The organism is Nocardioides sp. Z38_18 (assembly GCF_058215695.1).
In genome coordinates this window covers 642017-667210 of record NZ_JBZAJE010000001.1, presented here as the reverse complement: position 1 = coordinate 667210, position 25194 = coordinate 642017, and the positions used below count along the sequence as shown (strand labels likewise).

The window sequence follows — 25194 nt, the reverse complement described above, 5'->3', positions numbered from 1 at the left end:
CCGGTCGGGCCCTGGGTTCGTTCCGGCTGCTGGAGCCGCGTCAGCTCACGCTCACGATCGGGAGCCGCAGCGCCGCAGGAGCCGTCTCGGGAACCGCCGGGTGGTTCGGGGCGACCGGGGTGAGCCGCTCGTAGTCCTCACCGATGGCCGGGCGCGGGTCCGGCTCGCCCTTGTTCGGCCACAGCGACATCGCCCGCTCGGCCTGCGCGGTGATCGTCAGCGACGGGTTCACCCCGAGGTTGGCCGAGATCGCGGAACCGTCCGCGATGTGCAGCCCCTCGTAGCCGTAGATCCGCTGGTAGGGGTCGACGACGCCGTTCTCGGGGCTGGTGCCGATCACGCAGCCACCGATGAAGTGGGCGGTCATCGGCATGTTGAACGGCTCGCCGATGGAGCCGCCCGCCGTACCGCCCATGATCGAGGCCATCTTGCGGACCACCTGGTTGGCGATCGGGATCCAGGTCGGGTTGGGGGTGCCGTGGCCCTGGCGCGAGGTCAGCCGCCACTTCTTGGTGCCCGGGATCGGCTTGGCGTAGGTGGTGATCGAGTTGTCCAGGGTCTGCATCACCAACGCGATGATCGTGCGCTCGGACCAGTGCTTGACGTCGTAGAGGTTGGCGACGTTCCTGCGTTCGCGCCACAGCTCCTTGAGCCAGGTCTGCCACCGAGGGGTGGGGCCGTCGCCGTCGGTGAGCACCGTCTGGATCAGGGCCATGAAGTTGCTGCCCTTGCCGTAGCGCACCGGCTCCACGTGGGTGTCCCCGTCGGGGTGGAACGAGGAGGTGATCGCGATGCCGTAGCTGTAGTCGATCGAGGTGTCCGGCGCGATCGCCCCGAGGATCGACTCGGAGTTGGTCCGCGACAGGAACCCCAGCCGGTCCGAGAGCTTCGGCAGGTGCCCCTCGGCCTTCATCCGGTGCAGCAGCTTCTGGGTGCCGATGGCCGCGGCGGCGAAGACGACCTGCTCGGCAGTGATGGTCTTCGTCGAGCCCGGGGTGGAGCGCTTGGCCTTGGTGAACTTCAGGTCGAGCTCGTAGCCACCCTCGGCGCCCGGCCGGACCCGCCTGACCGTGGTCAGCGGCATCACCTTCGCCCCGCGCTGCTCGGCGAGGTAGAGGTAGTTCTTCACCAGGGTGTTCTTGGCGTTGTACTTGCACCCGACCATGCAGTCGCCGCAGGCGATACAGGTGTTGCGGTCCGGGCCCTCACCACCGAAGTAGGGGTCGGCCACCCGCTCGCCCCGGCGAGAGTCGGGCTCGCCGAAGAACACCCCGACCGGGGTGGGGTGGAAGGTGTCGCCCACGCCGAGATCGTTGGCGACCTTCTCCATCACGTCGTCGGCGGGGGTGCGCAGCGGGTTCTCCACCACTCCCAGCATCCGCTTCGCCTGGTCGTAGTACGGCGCCAGCTCGGCCTTCCAGTCGGTGATGTCGCGCCACTGGGCGTCGTTGTAGAACTGCTCGAGCGGCTCGTAGAGCGTGTTCGCGTAGACCAGCGACCCACCGCCGACCCCGGCGCCGGCCATGATCAGCGAGTCCCGGACGGCCTCGATGCGCTGGATCCCGTAGCAGCCGATCTCGGGCCGGAACAGGTACTTCTTCACCTCGAAGGAGGTCTTGGCGTAGTCCTCGTCCTCGAAGCGGGCACCGGCCTCGATCACCGCGACCTTGTAGCCCTTCTCGACCAGGCGCAGCGCGCTGACCGATCCCCCGAACCCGGATCCGACGATGACGACGTCGTAGTCGAACCCTGATCCCGTGTCGGTGCTCATGCGCGTCCCAGCTTCTTCATGAGGCGCAGGTTAGCGTTCATCACCTTCGCGTAGGCCTGGTCGTTCATCCCCAGCATCGGGCCGAACCTGATCAGCTTCTGCACCGCCACCGACTGGGTCTCGGTGTAGCGCAGGATGCCCTCGGCGCCCTGTCGCCGGCCCATGCCGGACTTGCGCATCCCACCCATCGGGGCGTCGATGCTCGCGAAGGTGGCTCCGAAGGCCTCGTTGATGTTCACGGTGCCGCACTTGACCTGCCTGGCGATGATCCGCGCACGCCGGGTGTCGCGGCTGTAGATGGAGGCGTTCAGGCCGTACTCACCCGCGTTCGCGCGCGAGATGGCGTCGGCCTCGTCGTGGAACCGGTAGAGCGCGATCACGGGACCGAAGGTCTCGTCCCCGAAGCAGGTCATCTCCGGGGTCACGCCCTCGAGGATGGTGGGCTCGTAGAAGTAGGGCCCGAGGTCGGGTCGCGCCCGCCCACCGGCGAGCACCGTGGCGCCCTTGGCCACGGCGTCCTCGACGTGGGCGGTGACGGTGTCGAGCTGGTCCTGGCTGATCAGCGATCCCATGTCGGAGCCCCACTCGAGGCCGGGGCGCAGTGTCATCGCGCGCACGCGCTCGACGAACTTGTCGCGGAACCGGTCGTAGACCTGGTCGGCCACGAACATCCGCTCCATGGAGACACACAGCTGGCCGGCGTTGGAGAAGCTGGCCCGCACCGCACCCTCGGCAGCCCGGTCGAGGTCCGCGTCGCGCAGCACCAGGATCGGGTTCTTGCCGCCGAGCTCCAGCGAGCAGCCGATCAGCTGCTCGGCGCACTGCTGGGCGATGATCTTGCCCGTGGCCGTCGAGCCGGTGAAGCAGATGTAGTCGGAGCGCTCGATCATCGGTCCACCGAGCTCACGCCCGGGACCCGCGACGACGTTCCACAGCCCTGCCGGGAACCCGGCCTCCTCCAACAGTTGCGCGGCCAGCAGCGCGCTCAGCATCGTCTGGGCGTCAGGCTTGGTGACCACCGCGTTGCCCGCGAGCAGCGCGGGAAGGCCGTCACACAGCGCCATCGTGAACGGGTAGTTCCACGGCGAGATGATCCCCACGACGCCCTTGGGCACGTGGTTGACCTCGACGCGGGTCAGCCCGGGGACCACGCCGAGCTTGCGCTCGGTGCCGAGGTGCTGGTCGGCGGTGCGTGCGTAGTAGCGCGCGGTGAGCGCGATGTGCAGCGGCTCGTCGAAGGCGTGCTTGCGGGCCTTGCCCGACTCCCAGCAGATCAGGTCGATGATCTCGTCCTGGCGGTCCAGGACGAGGTCGTGGAGCCGCAGGAGCAGGGCGGAGCGGTGCTCCAGGCTGGTGCGTGCCCAGGCCTGCTGGGCGATCCTGGCCCGGTCGTAGGCCGCGCGCACGTCCGCCTCGCTGGACTGCGGGATCATCGCCAGCGGCTGCCCGGTCACCGGCGAGTACGCCGGGACGGTCTCCCCCGTGGTGGACACGACCCGCTGGGTCAGGCTCCGGGCGTACCCGGGGTCCAGGGCGTACGACGCCGTGGGGTCGTGCTCGGGATCGGCGGGGCCGACCTGCTGGCGGGCGGACGAGGGCTCGGGCTGGGCAGTCATGCCGGGCAGCCTAGACTCGGCAGTAACTTTACACAATGGCTTGCGATGTAAAGACCGCCGCTTGGACCGCTAGACCACCTCCCCCACCTCCCTTCCGCCCGGCGCCCCCCGGTGTCAGACTCCGGGTTCTCCAGGGGGGTCCTCATTGCGTGCAGCCTGCTTCACCCTTGCGCTCGGATGCCTCGTGGCGACCGGCCTCACCAGCCCCGGCACCTCGGTGGCCGCGCCTCCGGCGGCCTCGGTGTCCCCGGCACTGGCGGACCAACAGGAACCCGCAGCCCCCTTCACGCTCGCCGTCATCCCCGACACCCAGGGCTACACCGTCGACGACACCCGGGCCGCGACCATGCGCGCACAGACGCAGTGGGTGGTCGACCACTCGGAGGAGCTGGGCATCGAGTTCACGGTGCAGCTCGGCGATCTGGTGGAGACCTGGAACGACACGACCATGTGGCGCAGGGTGAGCTCGGCGTTCGAGACCCTCGACCAGAACGCGATCCCCTACTCCGTGCTCCCGGGCAACCACGACCTCAACGCGAGCACCGGCCTCGCCCAGTACTACGACCAGTTCTTCCCACCCTCGAGGTTCAGCGGCGCCTCCTGGAACACCGCCGAGAAGCGGTACGGCGGCTACCTGGGCTCGAACACCTTCGGCCCGGACCCCGCGGACCGCCGCAACATGAACAACTTCTCGCTGTTCAGCGCCGGCGGCCTCGACTGGGTCGTGATCAACCTCGAGTTCGAGTCCCCGACCGACAGCCTGCAGTGGGCCCAGCGGGTCCTCGACGCCCACCCGGACCGCAGGGCCATCCTGGTCACCCACGGCTTCGTGGACACCGTAGGTGCGCGCAACAACCTCAAGGTGCGGACCGGCGCCGAGATCTCGTCATCGAACCGCGTCTGGAACGACCTGGTCCACAAGAACTGCAACGTGGCACTGGTGATCAACGGCCACTACCACGACGGCGATCTCGGCGAGGCCCGTCGCAGTGACCCGAACGCCTGCGGGACACCCGTCCACCAGCTCCTCTCGGACTACCAGAGCCGGCCCAACGGAGGGGACGGCTGGCTGCGGTACTACACCTTCGACCCCGCCCACGACCGGATCGACGCCTTCACCTACTCACCGACCAGGCGGGAGTTCGAGACCGACGCGTCCAGCCGCTTCTCCCTCGACTACGACATGACGCCGGACCCCGACACGCGCACCGAGGTCGTGGTCCCGGGCGGAACCCCCTGGCGCTACCGCAACGCGACGGGCGCCTGGCCCAAGGACTGGGACCAGCCGGCGTACGACGACTCCTCCTGGCCCTCGGCGCGGGGACCGCTGGGCTTCAACGCGGGCATGCTGGCCACCAGCATCGACCTGGGCCCTCCGACCTCGAACCGGGCACGCGGCATGCTCTTCCGGCGAGGCTTCGCGCTCGACCGGCCCGAGGAGGTGACCAGCCTGCGACTGGTGACGAAGGCCGACGACGGCCTGGTCGTCCGGGTCAACGGACAGGAGGTCGGTCGCGCGAACATGCCTGCCGGTGCGGTGGACGCCACCACCTACGCCAGCGCCGCGCCACGCTCGATGGCCGCCACGACGGCCACCTACGAGGTCCCACTCGCGCTCCTGCGCCCGAGCGGCAACGTGATCGCGGCCTCCACCCACCTCAACTACCTCGGCACCACCGACGCCCACTTCGACCTGGTCGCGGTCGCGCGACGCGGGAGCGTCGCGGCGCCACCCACGACACCGCAACCGCAACCGCAACCGGTCACCTTGGTCGATGGCAGCGGCACCTGGCGATGGCGGTTCAGCCCAGACCCCTGGCCGGCCTCGTGGACCACGCCCACCCTCGACGACTCGAGCTGGCGAACGGGAGCGGCCCCCCTGGGCTTCGGCACCCCGGTCGCCACGAACATCGACGTGCCCGCCCCCACCAGCAACCGGCCGCGCAGCGCCCTGTTCCGCCGGACCTTCGTCATCGACGACCCCGCGCTGTACTCCGGTCTTCGACTGAGGAGCCGGGCTGACGACGGGGTGGCGATCTGGGTCAACGGCACCGAGGTCAACCGCACCAGGCTGCCCGCGGGTGCGTTGTCCAACGCCAGCTACGCGACGGCCGCGGTGTCCACGGCCGCCGCGGTCGGCACCCCCGTGGACGTGAGCGTCCCGGCCTCCCTGCTGCGCGCAGGGACCAACGTCGTCACCGCCGCCACCGTACTGAACTACCGGGGCACGCCGAACGCGTCCTTCACCGCGGAGCTCACCGCACTGCGGACACCCCCGCCGACAGCCCCTCTCGTTCCGGCCAGGCCGCAGGTGAGCGTGCGCGCCACGACGGCAGGCTCCGTGACCCTGGACTGGGCTCCCGGGGACGCCGTCCCGGTCACGGGGTGGGTGCTGCAGCGAACCGGGGCACCGGCGCTGGAGCTTCCCGGAGGCGCCAGGAGCCACGCGGACTCCGGGCTGGCTGCCCAGACGACGTACTCCTACACCCTGACGGCACGCAACGGCACCGCCTCCTCACCCCCGGTCACGGTCACGGCCACCACCCCCCGACCGGCCACGGCGACACCGGTGACCCTGGTGCCCACCGGTTCGCCCTGGAGACATCTCTACTCCTCGACCTGGCCGGCCGGATGGACCGCCACCGGCTTCGACGACACCGCCTGGGGCCGCGGCACGGCACCGCTGGGCTTCGGGTCCCCGACCATCGCCACGAACGTGGACGTTCCCGCGCCCACCTCGAACCGTCCGCGCAGCGTCCTGCTGCGGCACAGCTTCGAGGTCACCGACCCCGAGAAGCTCTCCGGGTCCCGGATCAGCACCCGGGCCGACGACGGCGTGGTGGTCTTCGTCAACGGCGTCGAGCTCGGCCGGAGCAACGTCGCCGCGGGCGCCGTCGGTCCCACGACGTACGCGACCGCCGCTCCGAGCACCAGCCGGGCGTTGGGCGCCGAGGTACGTTGGGAAGTGCCCCCCACGATGTTGCGAGTGGGCACCAACACGATCGCCGCACTTGTCCTGGTGAACTACCGAGCGACACCCGATCTGAGTTTCGACCTGTCGCTGACCGCCCAGTCGGTCAACTGAACCGTTCCGGAGTGCGGGATCTTTAGTCCCGGTATGTCCGTTTTGCCTACTTCTAGGTGAATTAGACATTATTGTCACTTCATGACGACTTCGCCCCCCGCAGGTGGCTCGGCTTCCGCCCGACCCCACTCGGCGCTCTCGCGTCTACGAGTGGGCGTCGTGCTCGCTCTGCCCCTGGTCCTCGTGCCCGTGGCCCTCCAGGGCCCCGCGCCCGCCAACGCGAGCGCCAGCACCTCGACCGTCTACTCGGCCACACGCATGGTGCAGACCGTCGCCCAGCGCAACGGGACCTTCGAGCGCGGCGCCCAGGGCTGGGCCGCGACGAAGACCCGACCCAAGCGGCTGGTCGCCGCCCGGGTCGGCGTCGCGCGCAGTCGCGCCGCGGTGCTCAAGGTGACCCCGCGCCGGGGAACCGTGCTGTCCAACAACCCGAACGCGGCGCAGGGCGTCCGGAGCAGCGACGTCTACCACGTCTCGGCCTGGGTCCGCACGACCCGGCCCGGGATCGGCGTACGCCTCTCGGCACGCCAGGTCAGCGGCAAGGGCACGCTCGTCTCGCGCACTGCCGGTCACCGGTCGGCCAACCGTTCCTGGCGCCTGCTCCGGACGACCCTGGCCGCCGCCCCCGGCGGTGGCTCGATCGACGTCCGTGTCCACGCACTGCCCGGGCCCCGCGGCCGCGTGGTCGTCGACAACATCAACCTCGTGCGGTCGCGCGCCGTGACCCAGGCCGTGTACGTGCCGGTCAGGCCGCCCACCCCGGCGCCGACCACCCCGCCCGGCTCCGGTCCGGTGAAGCCGCCGACCACACCGCCGGTCAAGCCGCCCACGACCCCGGCACCGACCACGCCGCCCGTGACCCCTCCGGTCACCCCGCCGCCGACCACGCCGCCGTCGTCGGCACCGGCGAGCTGGGGCGAGCCCACCTGGCGCGACGAGTTCAACGGGACCGCGATCGACCCCAAGAAGTGGAACGTCCGCACGCAGAGCAACCTCGGCCTGACCATCGACAGCGCCATCCCCGACGCCGGCCAGGTCGACGTCGAGGGAGGCCTGCTGCACCTGCGGGGCGACTGGCTGCCGAACGCGCCCCAGACACGTGCCGCCTCCGCGACCGGGGTCAAGATCCTCACCCACAAGACCGGTTACATCGACCAGCGCGGACTCCGCTCCGGGGACGTGTCCCTCGCACAGCGGTACGGCCGCTGGGAGATCCGCGCCAAGACGCCGACCGGCACCAACACCCTGGGCGCCCTGGCCGCGTTCTGGCTGCGCAACGGCAACAGCGGCGAGATCGACATGATGGAGGCCTGGGGCTACGGCACCGACTTCCCCAGCTCCGGCAAGGCGCTGAAGGACACCGCCAAGACGACCGTGTTCACCAACACCAACACGACGTCCTCCCTGGTCGCACAGGTGCGGCACCGGGAGTTCGGGGTGACCAGCAAGCCCTGGGAGGGGTTCCACAACTACGCCTTCGAGCTGCTGCCCGACAGCGCGGCGATGTACGTCGACGGCAAGAAGATCTGGAGCGTCACCCCCGCCACGCTGCCCGCCCTGTGGGGCCCGTCGTTCCAGACTCCACTGCACATGCGCCTGAACCTGCACGTGGGGCCCTCGGCCGCCTACTGGGGACTGCCCGACGCGGCCAACAAGCACCTGACGAAGCCGCTGGACTTCCAGGTCGACTACGTCCGGGTCTACGGAGCCAGCTGATCGCTCGGGTTCAGCCGCGAGCGGCCGAGGCCTCCGGCCAGGCCGCCGCGGCGACCTCGACGGTGTTGGCGATGTTCGCCCGGCTCGAGGCGCCGAAGACGACGCTGCGGATGTTCGGGAAGCCGGCGACCCACTCGAAGGCCTCCTGCGGTCGCACCGCGCCCGAGGCGTAGACCGACATGGCGATGGCCCTGAACTCGCGGTTCGCCAGCGCGTCGCGGTAGGCCTCGAAGCCGCCGCTCATCCGGAACCCGATCTTGTTCATGTTGGCGCACACGATCGGGTTCTCGATGCCGACCTGGTCGAGCTTGTCCAGCAGGAGCGGCAGGTTCATCGTGATGAAACCCGGCTCCGCGTCGTACTTCTCGCGCACGTGGCGGGCGAAGACGCTGAAGGCCTCGTCGAAGCCGAGCCCGAGCAGCAGGTCGACGACGACGTTCTGCAGGAAGACGACTGGCGTGGAGACGCCCTCGAACATGCTCATCTCGGCGTCGATCAGCATCGTCATCAGCTGGGAGACGTCCTTGGAGGCGAGCGCGGCGCCGCCCTTGAGGGCAGTGCCCACCAGGCTCGTCTCCGGCAGGAAGGCACGCACCGCACCGATCATCCCGAGCTCGGTCACCGCGTTCGCGTACTTGTGGGCGTAGGGCATGCACGGGTAGAAGCGGAAGTCGGCGTAGCGCGCCGGCTCGGCCCGCACCCGGTCCACGACCTCGGCGATCCGCTCGTGGGTGGTGCACATGAAGGTGCGCACGCCCTCGTCGTACGCCGCGTCGATCACGCTCATGATCGCGTCGGTGTCCTGGAAGCGCATCGACTGGGCGCGTGCCTTCTCCTCGGACATGTGGTTCACGCCGAAGAACTGGTTGTCCCCGAACAGGAGGCGGTCCATCTGGTGCTCGCTCATCGTGCCCGTCCCTTCACGCGGTGGCGGAGTTGGCGCAACGACGAGACCAGCCGTCGTGCGGCCGAGCCTCGAGACGTCGCTCGCAGGGGCGGCTGTGGCCCCTGGGAGCCCGGCTGGAGCGAGGTGCCCGGAGCCTGGGAGTCGGTCAGCATCAGGTCCATCACCCGGTCGGTGATGGAGGCGGACGCGAAGGTGTTCAGGCCCGGGGGCCGGGTCTCGGGCAGCGTGCCGCGGGCCGACTGCACAAAGTAGTCGATCTCGGCGGAGTACTCCTCGCCGCGCAGGTAGAACCAGACCGGTTCGGTGAGGTCCGTGGTGTAGCGGACGTTCCAGCCCTGCCGGTAGCCGTCGGGGACCTCGGCTGCCTCGGTGAGGTAGACCTGGCACTCCTGGCGGTCGACGGTGATGCGGCCGTGCGTGCCCCACAGGGTCACCTTTGTCGACATCTTGCGGTAGGACTCGTCGGACCAGTTCACCGAGAGCTGGGCGCTGCACCCGTCGGCGTAGTCGATGGTCGAGTAGACGGCGTCCTCGGTGTCGGCGGAGAAGATGTGGGCCAGCACTGTGCCGCGGACCGACGTGGGCTCGCCGAGGTACCACGCGAGCAGGTCCAGCGGGTGGGCCGCGTAGTCGTAGAGCGCACCCCCACCCTGGTCGCGACGGGTCCTCCACGTGCTGCCCTTGGGTCGCAGCACGACCGGGCCGTAGGCCTCCGCCAGAGCGTGGGTGACCTTGCCGATCGCGCCCAGGTCGAGGAGGCGCCGGGCCTCGGCGAACGCGGCGACGAAGCGGTTGTGGTAGCCGACCTGGGTGCACAGGCCACGTTCGGCCGCCAAGGCGGCCAGCTCCTCGGACTCGGCGCCGCTGAGCGTGAGGGGCTTCTCGCAGAACACGTGCTTGCCCTGCTCGAGGGCCGCCTTGACCATGGAGAAGTGCGCCGTGGTCGGCGTCGCGATCACGAGGGCGTCGACCTCCGGGTCGGAGACCAGCTTCGCGTAGTCGCCGAGCCCGCGGATCCCGGTGTACTTGCCGAGGATGTCGAGCAGGTAGCCGTTGGAGTCGCACATGGCCGCGAGCTCCACGTCGGGGTGGGCCCCCAGCAGGGACAGGTGGGACAGGCCCATCTTGCCGACGCCGACGACGCCGACTCTCAGCTTTGCGCTCATGCTCGTCGACCGAACCGCAAGCGCACGGTGGCTGCGTAGAACCCGATCAGCGCTCCCGCTGCCAGGCCTCCGGCCACCCACACGAGGAGCCCGGGGGTGGAGGGGCTCGACGGCGCCTCCGCCTCGGACAGCACCCGGCCCGGCGACCCCAGGGTCTCGCGAGCGTCGTCATAGGAGGCGTTCAGGCTGGCGAGCCGCGCCTCGAGGACGGTCCGGTCGGCCGGGACCGTGGTCTCGGCGACCTCCTTCTTGAGGTCGGCGATCTCGGTGGACAGGAGCGCGACCTCGCGCTGCTGGCGACCACCGTTCTCGTTGGCCCGGTCCTCGAGGTAGGCCTTGGCGACGGCGTTCGCCGCGGCGGCGGCACGGTCCGCGTCGTCGGCGCTGACGCTGACCTGCAGCACGTCCGCACCCCGCGGGACGTTGACCGAGACCGAGTCCTTGAGCTCGCTGAGCTTCCAGCGGGACAGGTCCTTGACGGCCTCACGCAGCACTCCGGTGGAGCGCGCGATCGTCGCCTGGGTCTCCATGTTCGGCGAGCTCGAGTCGTCCAGGGTCGCGACCTCGACCGTCGTCGTGGCCTCGTAGGTGGTGGGCAGCAGGAAGCCGATCGCCGCCGCGACCAGGGCGCAGGCTGCGGCAGAAATCGCGATCAGGGTCCATCCGCCCCGCAGCACGCGCAGGAGGTTGACGAACGGCGCGTCCTCGGACAAACGGACTCCTATGTCATGGAACAAATCAAAAGGGCCGCTCCAAGAGCCGACCCAAGGCACACTAGGATAAACGACCCCGGCGCCGGATATTGAACAAAGGGCCATTACGTGACGCTTCATCCGGCTGTTTCAGCCGTTGTCCCGACTCACAACCGTCCCGAGCTGATGCGTCGCGCCGTCGAGAGTGTCCTGAACCAGGACTACCCCGGCCCGATCGAGGTCGTCATCGTCTTCGACGCGTGCCCCGAGGTCGCCCCCGACGTCGAGATCCCCGAGGGGCGCACGCTGCGCACCGTGACCAACCAACGCAGCCGCGGCCTCGCCGGCGCCCGCAACACCGGCATCGAGACCGCGAGCCACGACTTCGTCGCCTTCCTCGACGACGACGACTACTGGCTGCCCGGCAAGCTCGAGGCGCAGATGGCCAGGTTCGCCGAGTCGCCCCAGCCGGTGCTCGTCGGCACCGCGATGATGGTCGACGACGGCACCCGCCAGTACGAGCGGCTCGTGCCGCTGGAGGACATCCGGCACGCGGACCTGCTGCGCGACCGGATGGCCGGGCTGCACTCGAGCACGTTCGTCTTCCCCAAGCAGACGCTGTACGACATCGGCCTCGTCGACGAGCAGCTGCCCGGCAGCTACGGCGAGGACTTCGACCTGCTGCTGCGTACGGCGAAGCTCGGCCGGATCGCGGTGGTCAACCGACCGCTGGTCAACGTCACGTGGGGCGGCCAGTCCTACTTCTTCGGCAAGTGGTCGCTCTACGCCGACGGCCTGACCTACCTGCTCGAGACGCACCCCGAGTTCCGCCAGGACCGGACGGCGTACGCCAAGATCCAGTCGCAGATCGCGTTCTCCCGGGTGGCCGCGGAGGAACGCCGGACCGGTCGCACCTGGGCGCTCAAGGCGCTTCGGACCGACCCGCGACAGATCAGGGCATGGCTGGCCCTGGGCATCAGCCTGCGGCTGCTGTCCACCGGCTGGGTCGTGCGGACCGTGCAGCGGATGGGCAAGGGCATCTGAATGCGGCTGCTGATCACCTGCTCCGGGGGCGGACACCTCGCCCAGGCCTGGGCGCTGCGGCCGTGGTGGGAGCAGTTCGAGCGCACCTGGGTGACCTTCCCGACCGAGGACGCCCGCACCCGGTTGCGCGGTGAGCACGTGATCGAGTGCCACTACCCCACGGTGCGGCACCTGCCGAACCTCGTCCGCAACACCAGGCTCGCCAGGAAGGTCCTCGACGAGGTGCGCCCGGACCTGGTCCTGAGCACCGGCGCGGCGATCTCGGTCCCGTTCTTCGCCCAGGCCCGGCACTTCGGCGCCCGCACCGCCCACCTCGAGCCGATCGACCGGATCAACAACCCCTCGCTCAGCGGCCGGCTGCTGTACCCGTTCGCGGACCTGTTCATGGTGCAGTGGGACACGATGCAGTCGCTGCTTCCCGACGCCACCGACGTGGGCGTGGTGCTGTGAGCTTCTCGATCGTCGTCAGCGCCGGCACCTACCACTTCGGCTTCGACAGGCTGATGGGCTGGACCGAGTCGTGGCTGCGCCTGCACCCCGAGGTCGAGGCGACGGTCCAGCACGGCCAGAGCCGGCCTGTCGAGGGGGCCACGAACCACGAGATCATCGCCCACCCCGACCTGCTCGACCTCTACCGGGCCGCCTCCGTCGTGGTCCTCCAGGGCGGAGCCGGCGGCGTGATGGACGCACGGGAGCTCGACATCGTGCCGATCGTGGTGCCCCGGATCCCCGTGGACAACGAGGTCGTCGACGACCACCAGATCGTCTTCGCCACCCGCTTGCGCGACCTCGGCATGGTCCACCTGGCCCAGTCGGAGGAAGAGCTGCACGCCGCCCTGGACCAGGCCCTGGCCGGCACGCTGCGGGTGCGCCCCGAGAAGTCCGACCCCTCCCCCGGCCCGGCAGCCGCCGCAGCGGCGCTGGACTCGCTGCTGGCCTCCCCCGTGCCCGCGGGTTCCTCGAGGCGCCGTCTGCGCCGGCTGACCACCCTGGTCGGGCGCCCCTCCTCGCGAGGCAGGAAGTAGGTCCGCGATGGCCTCACGCACGGCCAGGGTCGCCTTCGACCTGAAGACCCGCGCGGCGATGCGGTCGCAGCGCCGCGTGGCTGCCGCGCTCGAGGTCTCGGAGCGCTTGGACCCGGCCCTGCTGGTCCGGCAGCAGGCCAGTGAGTCGATGGCCCTGGCGCGGCACGCGTTCGACACCACCGAGCACTACCGAGCCGCCATCACCGCAGCGGGCCTCGAGGCCGGTGACCTGACCGATCCCGGCAACTGGTGCCACCTCCCGGTCCTGGACAAGGCGACCCTGCGCACGGCGGGCCGCAGCCTCGTCTCCAGCGAGTGCCGGGACAAGGACCTGCTCCCCTCGGTGACCGGGGGCAGCACCGGTGAGCCGCTGACCGTGTACAACGACGCCCGGTCACCGGTCGCGCCGATGTGGTGGCGTCCCTACCGGTGGTGGGGCGTCTCCCCCGCCGACCACAGCGCCCTGATCTACCGGATGAAGCACTCCCGCCGCCAGGAGCTGCGCGAGCGGCTGGAGTGGTGGCCGACCCGGACGATCAAGCTCGACGCCCGCGGGACCACCCCCGAGGCGATGGATGCGTTCCTCGAGCGGTGGCGACAGGTGCGCCCACGCCTGCTCAACGGGTACGTCGGCGCGGTCCACGAGCTCGCCGCCCACGTCGCGGCCAGAGGCATCCAGGTCCCGCCGCCCGTGGCGATCGCGGTGACCGCCTCGATGCTGCACGCCACCCAGCGGCGCGAGATCGAGGAGGCGCTCGGCGCCCCTGTGCATGACTGCTACCGCTCGGCCGAGGTTCCCTGGATGGCCGCCCAGTGCGGCGAGCGCGACGGGCTGCACGTGATGGCGGACCTGCGCCGCATCGAGGTGCTCGACGCCCGGGGCGAGCCCGTCGCCCCGGGGACGACCGGCGACGTGGTGGTGACCGACCTGACCAACCACGCGTTCCCGATCATCCGCTACCGGATCGGCGACCGGGGGCGGCTCCGCGAGGATCTCTGCGCCTGCGGCAGGACCCTGCCCCTGATGGACCCCGTCGAGGGACGTGTCGCGGACGTGCTGCGCACTCCCTCGGGCCGGACGGTCTCAGGTGGCCTGAGCCCACTGCTCATCCCCTGGTCGGGCACCCTGCGCAAGTTCCAGCTGCACCAGGCCGCGGACTTCAGCGTCGAGCTGCACTTCGTGGCGGCCCCGGAGGCCGGCAGCGATGCTGTGGCCGCTGCCTGCGCCGAGGTGGTCGCCCAGCTGCGCGGGATGCTGGCGGACGAGGTGCCGGTGCAGGCCCGCCAGGTCGACGACATCGTGCACCAGGGCGGCAAGGTCCGCCTCGTCGTCTCAGCCCTTGCCTGACCCGGCGAGCACCTTGGCGCCCCTGAACTCGAGCCAGAAGGCCTCGAGTCCCAGCCGCGCGCGCAGCACCCACGCCAGCGCCAGGTACACCGGTCCCAGCACCGCCAGGTAGACCACGAGGTCCAGCACCTCGGTGCCCAGGACGAAGCGGAGCAACGCCCCGGCCACCCCGAACACGGCCAGGGGAAGCAGGCCTGCCCCGAGGAGCCGGTGCGGCGCGAGATGCACCCCCATCCGCCCGTGCACCAGCCAGGCAGCGACGCAGGTGTCGAAGGCCACCACGAGGGCCCAGGTGACAGCGGCCCCGACGAGACCGAACCTCGGCACCAGCAGCAGGTTGCCGGCCAGGCTCAGCGCCAGGGCCGCGCCCTTGTTGTAGACCTGCCAGGTGCTGTTGCCGCCCATCAGCAGGATCGACTGCAGCATGCCGGTGCTGACCACGACCATCATCACCGCGCCGAGAAGCCCCACGACGAAGGCACCTTCGCGGAACCCCGGCCCGAACAGCCCCATCACCGCGGGGCCCATCACCACGAGCATCAGGTAGAACGGCCAGCTGATCAGCACCGCCGCCCGGGTGACCAGGGTGTGCAGCTCGCTCGCCTCACGCAGCTCCCCTCGGGCCAGGAGGTGGGCGAGCGTGGGTGCGGCGGCCACCCGGACCGCACGGTCGACGACCCGACCGGCCTGAACGACCCGCGAGGCGACGGCATAGATGCCGGCCTCGCTGGGCGAGCGCACCGCCGCGACGATCAGCACGTCCACCCAGTCCAGGCCGAACTCGATGGCCACGCCCAGGGCCCGTGGAGCGGAGTACCCCCAGAACTCCCGCGCCGTCGGCCCGGCGTCCTCGCCCTCGCGGTCCCTGGTCCTCTTCAGGTCGCGGCGCAGCGGCACCACCAACCAGGCGAGCGTCACCAGCAGCCACAGCGGCACCGAGGCCACCCAGGCGGCCAGCGTGACGTAGGTGCCCGCACCCAGCATGACCGCAAGGGATACGCCGGCGAGGCGACTGGCAGGCACCGCGACGTCCTGGAGCAGGCTGAACGAGACGACACCACGCATCACCCGCACGGCGGTGTGCAGCACCCCCATCACGGCGGCCGCCGGCAGGAACCACGCGAGCAGCCGCAGGATGCGCTCCAACGCGGCGGGGCTTCCCCCGGACATGACCTCGGCGATCGGTCCGGCCGCGAGGTGGAGCACGATCGCCAGGACGACGGAGATCACCAGCACGGGCGCCACGGCCGTGCGGACCAACCGGCTCTCCCCGCCGACCTGTCCCACGGCACGCCTGCGCGACAGCGCCCAGATCAGCCCGCTGCTGGTCCCCAGCCGCAGCACCGCGACCAGGATGGAGAAGACCGCGACGGCCTGGAAGAACAGGCCGGTCCCGCTGGTCCCCAACCCGCGGCCCACCACCACTGCGACGAGCAGGGCGCTGGCCGCCGAGACGCTGGAGCCGACCAGGCTGACCGCCCCGGCCTTGAGGACACTCTCCCGGCTCACCCGCCCGGTCCACCCGGTCGAGCCTTCGCATCGCCCGCGTAGCGGTCGCGCAGCAGCACCGCCACCAGGATCCCGAAGGGGACCAGCATCCGGTCCAGCCCGTAGTAGAGCGACATCACGCAGGTCGAGACCAGGGCCGCGCTGAGCCACACCTCAGCGCTCGAGCGCAGCTTCCAGGTGCGTACGACGGCCCCGACCAGGAACCAGGCGAACAGCGCCATCCCCACGAACCCGAAGCAGAACATCATCGACCAGATGGCGCCCTGGGTCCCGACCGTGATCTCGCTGCTGAAGGACTCCCGGGGTGCGCCGTACCCCAGCACCGGCGACCCCAGCGCTCGTTGGAAGGTCTCCTGGTAGAGCTGCATCCGGCCCTGGGAGGAGTTGCCGGTGGCCTCCCGCTCGAGGACGCTGGTCAGCAGCCCCATCCTGACCATGGCCACGGCCGAGACCAGGCCGAGACCGAGCACCGCGGCCGCGACGCGTGGCCGCCCGTTCGCGGCCGAACGCACCACCACCACGACCAGTGCCGTGCCGAGCGCGAGGATCATTCCCCGGTTGTTGGCTGCCACCGCGGGGGGGATGGTCAGCGCCAGCCCGACGAAGGTCAGGATCCGCGTCCTGCGGCTCCCGCTGTCGATCGCGGCCGCGATCGCGATCGGGATGAGCATCGACATCGCGGCGCCCCAGCCGTTGGTGAAGGAGAACGGTGCCGAGGGGCGCAGGAAGGGAGCGGCCGCCCCGTAGGGCGTCTGGACCTCTGCGAACTGGGGGAAGAACAGGCTGCGGACGTAGGGGTGCGAGGCCATGTCGGCGGGGAGCAGGTTCCCGACGGTGACCTTGAGCCGGCCGTAGGGCAGCAGCAGTCCCAGGTAGCCGCCCGCCAGCACCGCCACCCACATCGCGCTGAGTCCCTTGAGCAGCCGGGCCCGGGGAAGGTTCTCCGGAGCGTTCACCACGTAGACCATCAGCACGCCGACCGAGGCGAACTGCGAGAGCCGGACGACGTAGCCAAGCTCGTCGCCGGGCTCGAGCATCACGGCGCACGCCACCATCCAGGCCACCAGGGCCAGGAACGGCAGCACCCCGGGAACCACGTTGAGCGACCGGCGCAGCGTCAGGTAGAAGAGCAGCACGGGCATCAGCACGACCGAGCTCAACGGGAACAGCCCGGTCAGCCACCACAGCGGGACACCCCACAGCAGGCACAGGACGGGCCACGCCGGCAGGACGACCTCCGGCGTCGGCAGCAGGTCCTTGCCCCGTGGCGCCAGCAGCGGCCGGCGGTGCTTGGGAGCGCGCCGGGCCGGCGGCCCGGATGCTCCCCCGGCGATCGGCACGGACGTGCCGGTGTCCACCGTCATCGATCAGCCTGCGAGGGGGCAGGGACCTTCCCGGGGCGACCGAGAGCACGCAGGGCGTCGTACTTGCGCCACAGCGAGAGGCAGGCGACGGCCACGGTGAACAGCAGCAGCGCGACGTAGGCGGAGACGAACACCGGCGCCCAGGGCAGGAGCAGCACCAGGAGGTAGAGGAACCCGACGTCGTAGGGGATCTTCACGAACGAGACCCAGGCCGGAGCCGAGGCGCCGGGCGCCGCGACCTGCTTGGGCAGCAGCCCGTCGGCGAGGATCTGGCCGAAGAACCACACCGAGGAGACGGTCGCGAACACGATCGCCGCGACGGGGGGCCAGGACTGCCCGAGGTCGCTGTGGAAGTACAGCGATGCCGCGATCGCCAGGTGGGTGAGCGGCTGGCGGATCGCGTCGACGACGTGGTCCAGGAACTCCCCCGAGGGACCCGAGGAACCCGAGAGCCGGGCCAGCTGCCCGTCCGCGGAGTCCAGGGCGTAGCCGAGCAGCAGGGCCAGCGAGCACCCGACGGCGACGGCCGGTGTGGGCGTTGCCAGGGCGATCACGCCCAGCCCGATCGCCGAGACCAGTCCGCCCAGCAGCGTGACCTGGTTGGGCGTCATGCCGGCGACGTAGGCCAGGGCCGCGAGACGTCGCCCGAGTCCCCGGTTGACCCAGCGGAGGTACGCCGGGACACCGGCCCCACTCTTCTGCGCCGCGGCCAGACGCGCTACAGCATCGCTGTAGCGGCTGGCCGCAGCGGCCTGTGCACCGCTCGAATCCATGCAGGTTCCCTCCCGACCTGCACGAGCCTAGATCACCAGGCCGTGCAGGACGGGAGAACCACTCACTAGCCCGCCGACTCCAGGACCGCCCGGAACAGCGTGTCCGGTGTCGCCCGGTAGTTCAGGTGCGTCTGCGCCGCGATCACGTTGGTCCCGTTCACCAGGGCCGAGGCAGGCACCGAGACCACGACGGGCGCTGCGTTCGTCTTCGTGCTGCGCGGGGCCGCGGTGGCGTAGGTGTTCGGGCCGATCGTGCCGGCGGGGAGGTTGACCCGCTGCGCCTCGACACCGTTCACGTAGACCACGACACCGTCGTCGGCCACGAACGTGAGCCGCTGGGGACCTGCCGCGCTCGCGTCGGCCACCTGGAAGGTGGTCCTGAACTGTGCCGAGAGCGGACGCGAGGTGGGTGCCCCCACGCTGATGTCGGTGGTCACCAGGTTGCTGCCGAACCCGAAGGTGCCGGTCCCGGTCCCCCACGACGCGTCGTTGAAGCCCGCCGTGGTCCAGCCGGCCTCCGGCCCTGTCGCCGCGTAGCGCCAGCGCCACTGCGTGGTGGGCCCGACCAGGATCTTGGGCGCCGTGGTGGTCACCGAGACCTCCCCGGACGTCGCCTCCTGGCCGTACTGGTCCCTGGCGGTCACCTTGTAGGTGTACGCCGTCCCTGCGCTCAGCTCGGTGTCGTCGTAGCGCGTCGCACCGGCAGCCAGGGTCGCCACCGTGGCGTTGCCCCGGGTGACGATGAACGAGCTGCCCGCCTGTGCCGGCCAGGTGAGCCTGATCGCCGTCGTCGACACGGCCTGGCCCGTGACAGCCGGAGCCGGCGGGGGCGCCGGCAGGTTGTCGGGGTCGGCGGAGGTGATCGACAGGGCCGAGGTGCTCGCCGAGCGGTTGCCGTTGGCGTCCACGGCGCGTACGAAGTAGCGCCGGGTGCCACCGAGCCGGCTGATCACCGTGCTGGTCGAGGTGGTCGTGGCGATGACCCGGTTCTCCTCGAGGACCTCGTAGGTGAGCGCACCGGAGGAGTCGTTGCTGCCGTTCCAGCTCAGCCGCACGTTGAGTGCGTCCACGTTGGCCTGGGACAGGCCGGAGGGACTGGTGGGCGCCTGGTTGTCGCGCGGGGCGTACTTCATGAAGCCGCCCGACCACTGGTTGATGTAACCCTTGCGGATGGAGGTCGCGTAGTCACCGCCCACCCACAGCGCACCGCCGGAGTCCACGAACGTCCCCCAGGCACCGTAGCCCTCGCGACCCTTCACGATCGGGTTGAAGCCGGGCACGTAGTTGCCGGTCGCGGAGTCCCAGGCGCCGACGGTGCCGATGGAGTCGGCCTGGGTCCAGGTGGTTCCCGGGTCGCTCCAGGTGTAGGCGTCCTGGTAGGTGTAGTCGCCGCAGTGGCACCCTCCGAAGACGGTGTCGGAGTTGGCGGCGAGCGTCTGGAAGTCGCCACCGGCCATGGTGATGCTGCCGGACCTCCGGGTCATCGTGTCGCGGTCGTAGCCGATGATCTGGTGCTGGGCGCCACCGTGGTAGAACCGGTCGCCGACCTCCTGGACGTCGAACTGCCAGGGCTCGGAGTTGAAGGCGCTGAAGTGAGCCCGCCATCCGGGGATGGCCTGGGGCGCGTCGGTCGTCGGCTGCACCGCGGTCACCTTGGGCTGGTCCTGGCCCTTCACGGTGGTGAAGTAGCCGGAGAAGTAGACCCGGTCTCCCTTGGTCGACGCGTTCACGCCGACGGTGGTGCCGTTGATGGCCGGGTTCCAGCGGATGTCCGGGCGCCCGTTGGACAGGTTGATCCGGCCGCCGTCCCACGAGGACGCGGCGTACGGCGCCTGGACGAGGTGGGTGAACGCGCCGGCGACGTAGAGGTAGCCACCGAAGACGTCGAGGCCGCGGACCGCCGGGACTCCGCCGGAGTTGCGGTGCTCCACCTGGACCTGGGGTCCGGTGAGCGCACCCGTGGCGGGGTCGAGGAAGGCGAGGCCGGTCTGGGGCTGCCCGTTCACCTGGGTGAACGCACCGCCGACAGCGAGCCGGCCGTCCGGCAGCGCCTTGAGGGCCTTGACCTGGCCGTTCAGCGTCGGCTTGAAGCCGGAGACGAACTCCCGGGTGTTCACGTTGAACCCGGCCAGGTTGGACTGCTCGACCCGGCCGGTGCCTGCGGCGTCACGCTGGACGTACTTGAAGTTGCCGCCGGCGAAGACGGTGGTGCCGATCTGGGCGAACGACTGGACCTCGACGTTGAGCTCGTTGTTGATGCCGTTGGCGAGTCCGTTCACGCCCCAGACGGTGGGCTGGGCGTCGCTCTCGGGCAGGGCACGCAGCTCCTGCTTCGCGGTCCCGTCATTGGAGACCGTCGCGGTGAACACGGCGTCGCGCTGCAGCCGGGGACGCAGGAACATCTGGGTGAACGGGCGGCCGGCGCCCGCGTTGGCGACGTTGGACCAGATGTAGGAGTCGGCGGCGGTCGAGCCGCGCACGTTCGCGCCGTAGGCGAAGCCCCACAAGTAGCCCTGCGCCTGGGGGGCGTTGGTGTCCACGCGACGCAGCGAGGTGTCCTGGCCGAAGCTGGAGGTCATGCCGCCACTGGATCCCGAGCCGTCGAAGGAGAAGCTCCCGACCGGGTGCCGGGCGCCGAAGGTCCAGGTCCAGCGGGTGCGCCGAGGCATCTGGAACCGCACCTCCTGCCAGCTCGTGCCGGCCTGGTTCGTGGCACGGCGCAGCCGCACCCCCTCGGCCAGGGCGTTCACGTTGCCGCCGTTGAGGAGGCCGTCGATCGTCTCGGCGGGCAGCTGCGCGGGACTGAACGCAGCCGTGCCGGTGACGTTGTTGCGCACGTCCGCAGGCGAGCGGAGGCCCTGGTAGTGGGTCTTCCAGCCCTGCCGGCCCCGGCCCACGAGGACCCAGCCACCGCCGTCGGTGACCTGGTCGCAGTAGAACTGCTGCGGCGCCTGGAGCTGTGGGGTCACCAGCCAGTAGACGCCGCTGGGTGCGGCGGGCGTCTTCTGCTTGATCTCCCAGCACGAGGCTGCCGCGGACTCCTGGGTCAGGCCGTCGACCGGTCGCGTGGTCGCGGCCTGGCTCGGGGCTCCGGCCAGCAGCACGGGCACGCTGGCTCCTACGAGGATCGTGATGACCGCGCGGGCCACACGTGAGCGGGACGACATCATGTGCATTGCTCCATCTGAAGGGTGAAGAGGAAGTCCGACGTGCTGCGGTGCGGGGTCGATGGGCGGTGCGACGGGGCCGGAGGGGCCGCTGTGATCGCACCGGTGCGAATCCGGAAGCTCATGAGCCGGTCCCGGGGCACGCGGAGTTCGACGGGATCGAGTGGTCGACCACCCGCCACTTCCCGCCGATCTCGTGGACGCGGTAGATGTTCAGGACGCGCACCTCGGAGGGGCGCCGGTCCTTGGTCAGGTTGCGGCCCCGGGCGTCGCGCACGATCACCGGGCTGTTGTCCAGGCAGGCCGCGAGCACGACCGTCGGCGGCTTGGCGTCGAGGTCGACCGACCGGGTCGTCACGGAGAGCACCTTGGGGGCGCCCTCGATGGTCTGCTCCTCGAGCTCGTACTGCTGGGCGAGCGCCTCCATCTCGCCGAGCGCCGGGCCGGCGGCGTAGCTGCTCAACCCGGTGACCTTGCCCGGGTTCTCGGCGAGCTGCTCGGACGAGGCCTTGAGGAACCCACGCAGCCGGTCGTCGGCCGCCCGAGCCGTGCTCTGCTGCTTCGCGCTCAGGCCCTTGACCGCCGGGGCGGTGTCCCAGCCCTTCGGGGCGGGGGGCACGCTGGGGTCCGCCGGGCGGGGCGAGCCCGGTGAGGGCGTCGCGGTGGCCGCGGCGGAGGGGTCGCCCGGTGTGGAGCGAGCGGCCTCCTGGTCGTCGCCCCCGAGGACCCAGGTGAGCCCGAGCGCGGCCACCAGGACCACTGCGCAGGCAGCCACCAGGGCGGTGCGCCAGTTGCTCCGGATGAATCGTGGCGACATCAGCTGTGCTTCCCCCCAAGCCAGTCAGTGCGCCCAGTCGGAGCACCGCGATCATTGTGGGGTTGAGGTGGCAAATCGCCCAAGGACGACGATTTCGCGGCCTAGTCCACATAAATCTTCCGCCAGCCGTTCCCACGCTCATCTGGGTCCGCGCTCCGCGGATCGTCCTCGCCGGCCGCCGGGATCGCCTACCCTGAGGGCACTGGATCGAGGTCGGGACGACGGGGGGCGGGCATGCGCGAGTACGCATGGCCACAGATTCAAGGTGTGAGCGGGTACGGCGCGGACTCCTGCGCGCACCCCACGCAGCTGCCGGAAGGCGCGTCGTGACCGCGGCCGAGCGCTTCCGGGTCGGCTACGCCAGCGGCGTCTTCGACATGTTCCACGTCGGCCACCTCAACATCCTGCGCCGCGCCCGCCAGCACTGCCAGACGCTGGTGGTGGGCGTCGCCTCCGACGAGTACGTCGAGGCACTCAAGGGCAGGAGCCCGGTCGTGCCCCTGGTGGAGCGACTCGACATCATCTCGGCGCTCAGCATCGTGGACGAGGTGATCATCGACCACTCAGAGGACAAGACCCTCGCGTGGGAGGAACGCAACTTCGACGCGATCTTCAAGGGCGACGACTGGAAGGGCTCCCCCAAGGGACAGCGCCTCGAGCAGGCGATGCGTCCGCTCGGGGTCGAGGTCGTCTACTTCCCCTACACGCTGAACACCTCGAGCACGCTGCTGCGCGCGCACCTCACCCGTTCCGAAGCGGTCTGAGCAACCGACCGGGTCCTGCTCAGTCCTCGTCGGGTTCGGCGGGCGGTTCCGCGCCGGCCTCTTCATCGCGCTCGGCCCACTCGAGCAGCGGGGCGAGGTCGAAGACCGCCTCGTCGATGCCGGCGTGCAGGTCGCCGAGCTCGGCGTACCTCGCCGGCATCGTCTCGATCGTGAAGTCGTCGGGACGGCAGGTGTCGACCTCCTCCCAGCGGATCGGTGCGGACACTGTCCCGATCGGGTTGCCCCGCACGGAGTACGCCGCCGCGATGGTGTGGTCGCGGGCGTTCTGGTTGTAGTCGACGAAGAGCTGGGCGGGGTCGCGGTCCTTTCGCCACCACGTCGTGGTGACCTCGTCGGTACGCCGCTCGACCTCCCGGGCGAAGGCGAGGGCGGCACGGCGTACGTCCTTGAAGCCGTGGTCGGGCGAGATCCGCACGTAGATGTGCATCCCGTTGCCCCCGCTGGTCTTCGGGAAGCCGGTGGCACCGAGGTCGTCGAGCACCTCGTGCGCGACGTGCGCCACCTGCTGCACCGTCTCCCAGGGGCACTCGGGTCCGGGGTCGAGGTCGATGCGCCACTCGTCGGGCTTCTCGGTGTCCGCGCGGCGGCTGTTCCAGGGATGGAACTCCACCGTGCTCATCTGCACCGCCCAGATCACCTGGGCCAGCTCGGTGACACAGAGCTCGTCGGCGGTGCGGTTCCAGCGAGGGAAGTGCACCCGGACCGTCTCCATCCACGGCGGCGCTCCCTTGGGCAGCCGCTTCTGGTGCACCTTCTCCCCCGTCACCCCGGTCGGGAACCGGTGCAGCATGCAGGGCCGCTCCCGCAGCGCGTTGACGATTCCGTCCCCGACGCCGAGGTAGTACTGCACCAGGTCGAGCTTGGTCTCGCCCCGCGCCGGGAAGTAGACCCGGTCCGGATTGGAGACCCGGACCACCCTGTCGTCGATCTCCACCTCGGTGGCCGGGGAGGGCATCGGGACGCCCTCAGTCGGTGCCGTGGGCGCGGACGAAGTCCAGGATCACCTCGGCGAGCTCGGGGCGGCAGATCACCAGGTCCGGCAAGGAGACGTCCTCGCGGTTGTAGACCAGGGGGCTGCCGTCGACCCGGCTGGTGAACAGGCCCGCGGCCCGGGCCACCGCGACGGGGGCCGCGGAGTCCCACTCGTACTGGCCGCCCGCGTGGACGTAGGCGTCGCTGACGTCACGGATCACCGACATCGCCTTGGCCCCGGCCGATCCCATCGGCACCAGCTCGGCGTCGATCTCCTCGGCGAGCGCCTGGACGAACGCGGGCGGGCGGGTGCGCGAGACGACCAGTCGCGGACGGGCCGAGGTCGAGGGAGGTACGACGGGCGGGTGGCCGGTGTCGTAGGTGGTCCCGAGCGCAGGCAGGGCCACTGCACCCGCGACGAGCTCGCCGCGCTCCCACAGGGCGACGTGCACCGCCCAGTCCTCGCGGGGCGGCTCGGAGAACTCGCGGGTCCCGTCGAGGGGGTCGATGATCCAGACCCGGTCGGCGTCCAGGCGAGCCTTGTCGTCGGTGCCCTCCTCGCTGAGCACCACGTCGTCGGGACGGGCCTCGCCGAGCAGGCGCAGCAGGAGCTCGTGCGCCGACAGGTCACCCGCGTCCTTGAGCGAGGCGCCCACCAGGCCCTGCTGCCTGATCCACAGGAGCTGCTCGCCTGCCTGCGTCGCTGCCCAGGCAGCCACTGCGTGGTCGTCGGCGCCGGGGGGCAGCTGGTTCTCGGGTGTCGGTGCGGATTCACTCACGCAGTCGACCCTAGTGCCCGCGACCTGACCAGCTCCGGAGCCTCAGCGGTTGTAGCGCTGCTGCGTGGCCTCGAGCCCGTCGGTGATCAGCGACTCGACGGCGTCGGCGGCGCTGTCGACCTGGAACGGAAGCTCCTTGCGCTCCGCCGCGGTGTAGCCGGAGAGCACGAAGTCGGCCGGGCTCTGCCGCCCCGGGGGACGCCCGATGCCGGCCCGCACCCGGTAGAAGTCACCGGACCCCAGGGAGGCGCGCATCGACTTCAATCCGTTGTGCCCGTTGTCCCCGCCACCGAGCTTGGTGCGCAGGGTGCCGAAGTCGATGTCGAGCTCGTCGTGGATCGCGATGATCCTCTCCACCGGCACCTTGTAGAACGAGGCCAGCGCCTTGACCGGCCCGCCCGACTCGTTCATGTAGGAGCGCGGACGCGCCAGCACCACCCGCGCCGAGGTGGTGCCGGGCGCGCCCAGGCGTCCTTCGACGACCTGGGCGCGGCTCGCCTTGTGGGTGCGCCAGCCGCTGCCGAGGCGTCGGGCCAGCTCGTCGGTGACGAAGTAGCCGATGTTGTGCCGGGTCCCGGCGTACTCCGGGCCGGGGTTGCCGAGACCGACCACGAGCCACACCTCCGAGCCCGGGGACGGGGTCGAGTCGGTCACGGCA

Annotated in this window: 20 protein-coding genes; 7 read left to right on the top strand and 13 right to left on the bottom strand. The window is 70.6% G+C overall.

Annotated features, from left to right (window positions below):
- Positions 1–40: 40 nt before the first annotated feature.
- Positions 41–1771: a GMC family oxidoreductase N-terminal domain-containing protein gene (locus tag AC4BGC_RS03250; protein WP_490554286.1), complete on the bottom strand. Its 1731-nt coding sequence runs from the start codon at positions 1769–1771 to the stop codon at positions 41–43.
- Complete coding sequence (locus tag AC4BGC_RS03245; protein ID WP_490554285.1) at positions 1768–3387, bottom strand: succinic semialdehyde dehydrogenase; 1620 nt, start codon at positions 3385–3387, stop codon at positions 1768–1770. The genes AC4BGC_RS03250 and AC4BGC_RS03245 overlap by 4 nt, the downstream gene beginning before the upstream one ends.
- 184 nt (positions 3388–3571) lie before the next feature.
- Here AC4BGC_RS03245 and AC4BGC_RS03240 point away from each other — a divergent pair, with 184 nt between their 5' ends.
- Together AC4BGC_RS03240 and AC4BGC_RS03235 are read left to right on the top strand one after the other, a co-directional pair.
- Positions 3572–6472: a metallophosphoesterase gene (locus AC4BGC_RS03240; protein ID WP_490554283.1), complete on the top strand. Its 2901-nt coding sequence runs from the start codon at positions 3572–3574 to the stop codon at positions 6470–6472.
- 159 nt (positions 6473–6631) lie between these two features.
- A complete protein-coding gene (locus AC4BGC_RS03235; RefSeq protein ID WP_490554282.1) occupies positions 6632–8188 on the top strand; it encodes a glycoside hydrolase family 16 protein in 1557 nt (518 codons plus the stop codon).
- 10 nt (positions 8189–8198) lie between these two features.
- Here the strand turns inward: AC4BGC_RS03235 and AC4BGC_RS03230 are convergent, their stop codons facing one another.
- Genes AC4BGC_RS03230 through AC4BGC_RS03220 form a run of 3 tightly spaced genes read right to left on the bottom strand, consistent with a single transcriptional unit; the run spans position 8199 to position 10974 of the window.
- Positions 8199–9095 carry a hypothetical protein gene (locus AC4BGC_RS03230; RefSeq protein ID WP_490546172.1) on the bottom strand — a complete coding sequence of 299 codons (897 nt, stop codon included), beginning with the start codon at positions 9093–9095 and terminating at the stop codon, positions 8199–8201.
- Positions 9092–10261 (bottom strand): Gfo/Idh/MocA family protein, encoded by a 1170-nt coding sequence (locus AC4BGC_RS03225; protein WP_490554280.1) that lies wholly within the window; start codon positions 10259–10261, stop codon positions 9092–9094. The genes AC4BGC_RS03230 and AC4BGC_RS03225 overlap by 4 nt, the downstream gene beginning before the upstream one ends.
- Positions 10258–10974 (bottom strand): Wzz/FepE/Etk N-terminal domain-containing protein, encoded by a 717-nt coding sequence (locus AC4BGC_RS03220; protein ID WP_490554278.1) that lies wholly within the window; start codon positions 10972–10974, stop codon positions 10258–10260. The genes AC4BGC_RS03225 and AC4BGC_RS03220 overlap by 4 nt, the downstream gene beginning before the upstream one ends.
- A 108-nt stretch (positions 10975–11082) precedes the next feature.
- On the opposite strand from AC4BGC_RS03220, the gene AC4BGC_RS03215 reads away from it, so the two are divergent.
- The 4 genes from AC4BGC_RS03215 to AC4BGC_RS03200 are packed head-to-tail and all read left to right on the top strand — an operon-like array spanning position 11083 to position 14370.
- Positions 11083–11997, top strand: coding sequence for a glycosyltransferase family 2 protein (locus AC4BGC_RS03215; RefSeq protein ID WP_490554276.1), 915 nt, complete (start codon positions 11083–11085; stop codon positions 11995–11997).
- On the top strand, positions 11998–12447 hold the full coding sequence (locus tag AC4BGC_RS03210; protein WP_490546176.1) for a UDP-N-acetylglucosamine--LPS N-acetylglucosamine transferase: 450 nt from the start codon (positions 11998–12000) through the stop codon (positions 12445–12447). It abuts the gene before it with no gap.
- On the top strand, positions 12444–13022 hold the full coding sequence (locus tag AC4BGC_RS03205) for a glycosyltransferase (RefSeq protein WP_490554274.1): 579 nt from the start codon (positions 12444–12446) through the stop codon (positions 13020–13022). The genes AC4BGC_RS03210 and AC4BGC_RS03205 overlap by 4 nt, the downstream gene beginning before the upstream one ends.
- A gap of 7 nt (positions 13023–13029) precedes the next feature.
- Positions 13030–14370 carry a phenylacetate--CoA ligase family protein gene (locus AC4BGC_RS03200; protein ID WP_490554272.1) on the top strand — a complete coding sequence of 447 codons (1341 nt, stop codon included), beginning with the start codon at positions 13030–13032 and terminating at the stop codon, positions 14368–14370.
- Here AC4BGC_RS03200 and AC4BGC_RS03195 read toward each other — a convergent pair.
- The 5 genes from AC4BGC_RS03195 to AC4BGC_RS03175 all read right to left on the bottom strand — a co-directional run bounded on the left by AC4BGC_RS03195 (position 14356) and on the right by AC4BGC_RS03175 (position 22000).
- Positions 14356–15879, bottom strand: a complete 1524-nt coding sequence (locus AC4BGC_RS03195; RefSeq protein ID WP_490554271.1) for a lipopolysaccharide biosynthesis protein — start codon at positions 15877–15879, stop codon at positions 14356–14358. The genes AC4BGC_RS03200 and AC4BGC_RS03195 overlap by 15 nt on opposite strands.
- Positions 15876–17243, bottom strand: coding sequence for an O-antigen ligase family protein (locus tag AC4BGC_RS03190; protein WP_490554270.1), 1368 nt, complete (start codon positions 17241–17243; stop codon positions 15876–15878). The genes AC4BGC_RS03195 and AC4BGC_RS03190 overlap by 4 nt, the downstream gene beginning before the upstream one ends.
- On the bottom strand, positions 17240–18016 hold the full coding sequence (locus AC4BGC_RS03185) for a CDP-alcohol phosphatidyltransferase family protein (protein WP_490554269.1): 777 nt from the start codon (positions 18014–18016) through the stop codon (positions 17240–17242). The genes AC4BGC_RS03190 and AC4BGC_RS03185 overlap by 4 nt, the downstream gene beginning before the upstream one ends.
- A 65-nt stretch (positions 18017–18081) precedes the next feature.
- Positions 18082–21126 (bottom strand): fibrinogen-like YCDxxxxGGGW domain-containing protein, encoded by a 3045-nt coding sequence (locus tag AC4BGC_RS03180; protein ID WP_490554268.1) that lies wholly within the window; start codon positions 21124–21126, stop codon positions 18082–18084.
- Between the two features lie 178 nt (positions 21127–21304).
- Positions 21305–22000, bottom strand: a complete 696-nt coding sequence (locus tag AC4BGC_RS03175; RefSeq protein WP_490546183.1) for a hypothetical protein — start codon at positions 21998–22000, stop codon at positions 21305–21307.
- 326 nt (positions 22001–22326) lie between these two features.
- Here AC4BGC_RS03175 and AC4BGC_RS03170 point away from each other — a divergent pair, with 326 nt between their 5' ends.
- Positions 22327–22764: an FAD synthase family protein gene (locus AC4BGC_RS03170; RefSeq protein ID WP_490546184.1), complete on the top strand. Its 438-nt coding sequence runs from the start codon at positions 22327–22329 to the stop codon at positions 22762–22764.
- Positions 22765–22783: 19 nt separating this feature from the next.
- Here AC4BGC_RS03170 and ligD read toward each other — a convergent pair whose 3' ends face one another.
- From ligD to pth, 3 genes are read right to left on the bottom strand one after another with little or no spacing between them, the layout of a single operon-like run.
- A complete protein-coding gene (gene ligD / locus AC4BGC_RS03165) occupies positions 22784–23740 on the bottom strand; it encodes a non-homologous end-joining DNA ligase (protein WP_490554267.1) in 957 nt (318 codons plus the stop codon).
- Between the two features lie 10 nt (positions 23741–23750).
- The gene (locus tag AC4BGC_RS03160; RefSeq protein WP_490554266.1) at positions 23751–24536 is read right to left on the bottom strand and encodes a 3'(2'),5'-bisphosphate nucleotidase CysQ; all 786 of its coding nucleotides are present in this window, start codon (positions 24534–24536) and stop codon (positions 23751–23753) included.
- 42 nt (positions 24537–24578) lie between these two features.
- Complete coding sequence (gene pth, locus AC4BGC_RS03155; RefSeq protein WP_490546187.1) at positions 24579–25190, bottom strand: aminoacyl-tRNA hydrolase; 612 nt, start codon at positions 25188–25190, stop codon at positions 24579–24581.
- Positions 25191–25194 lie beyond the last annotated feature (4 nt).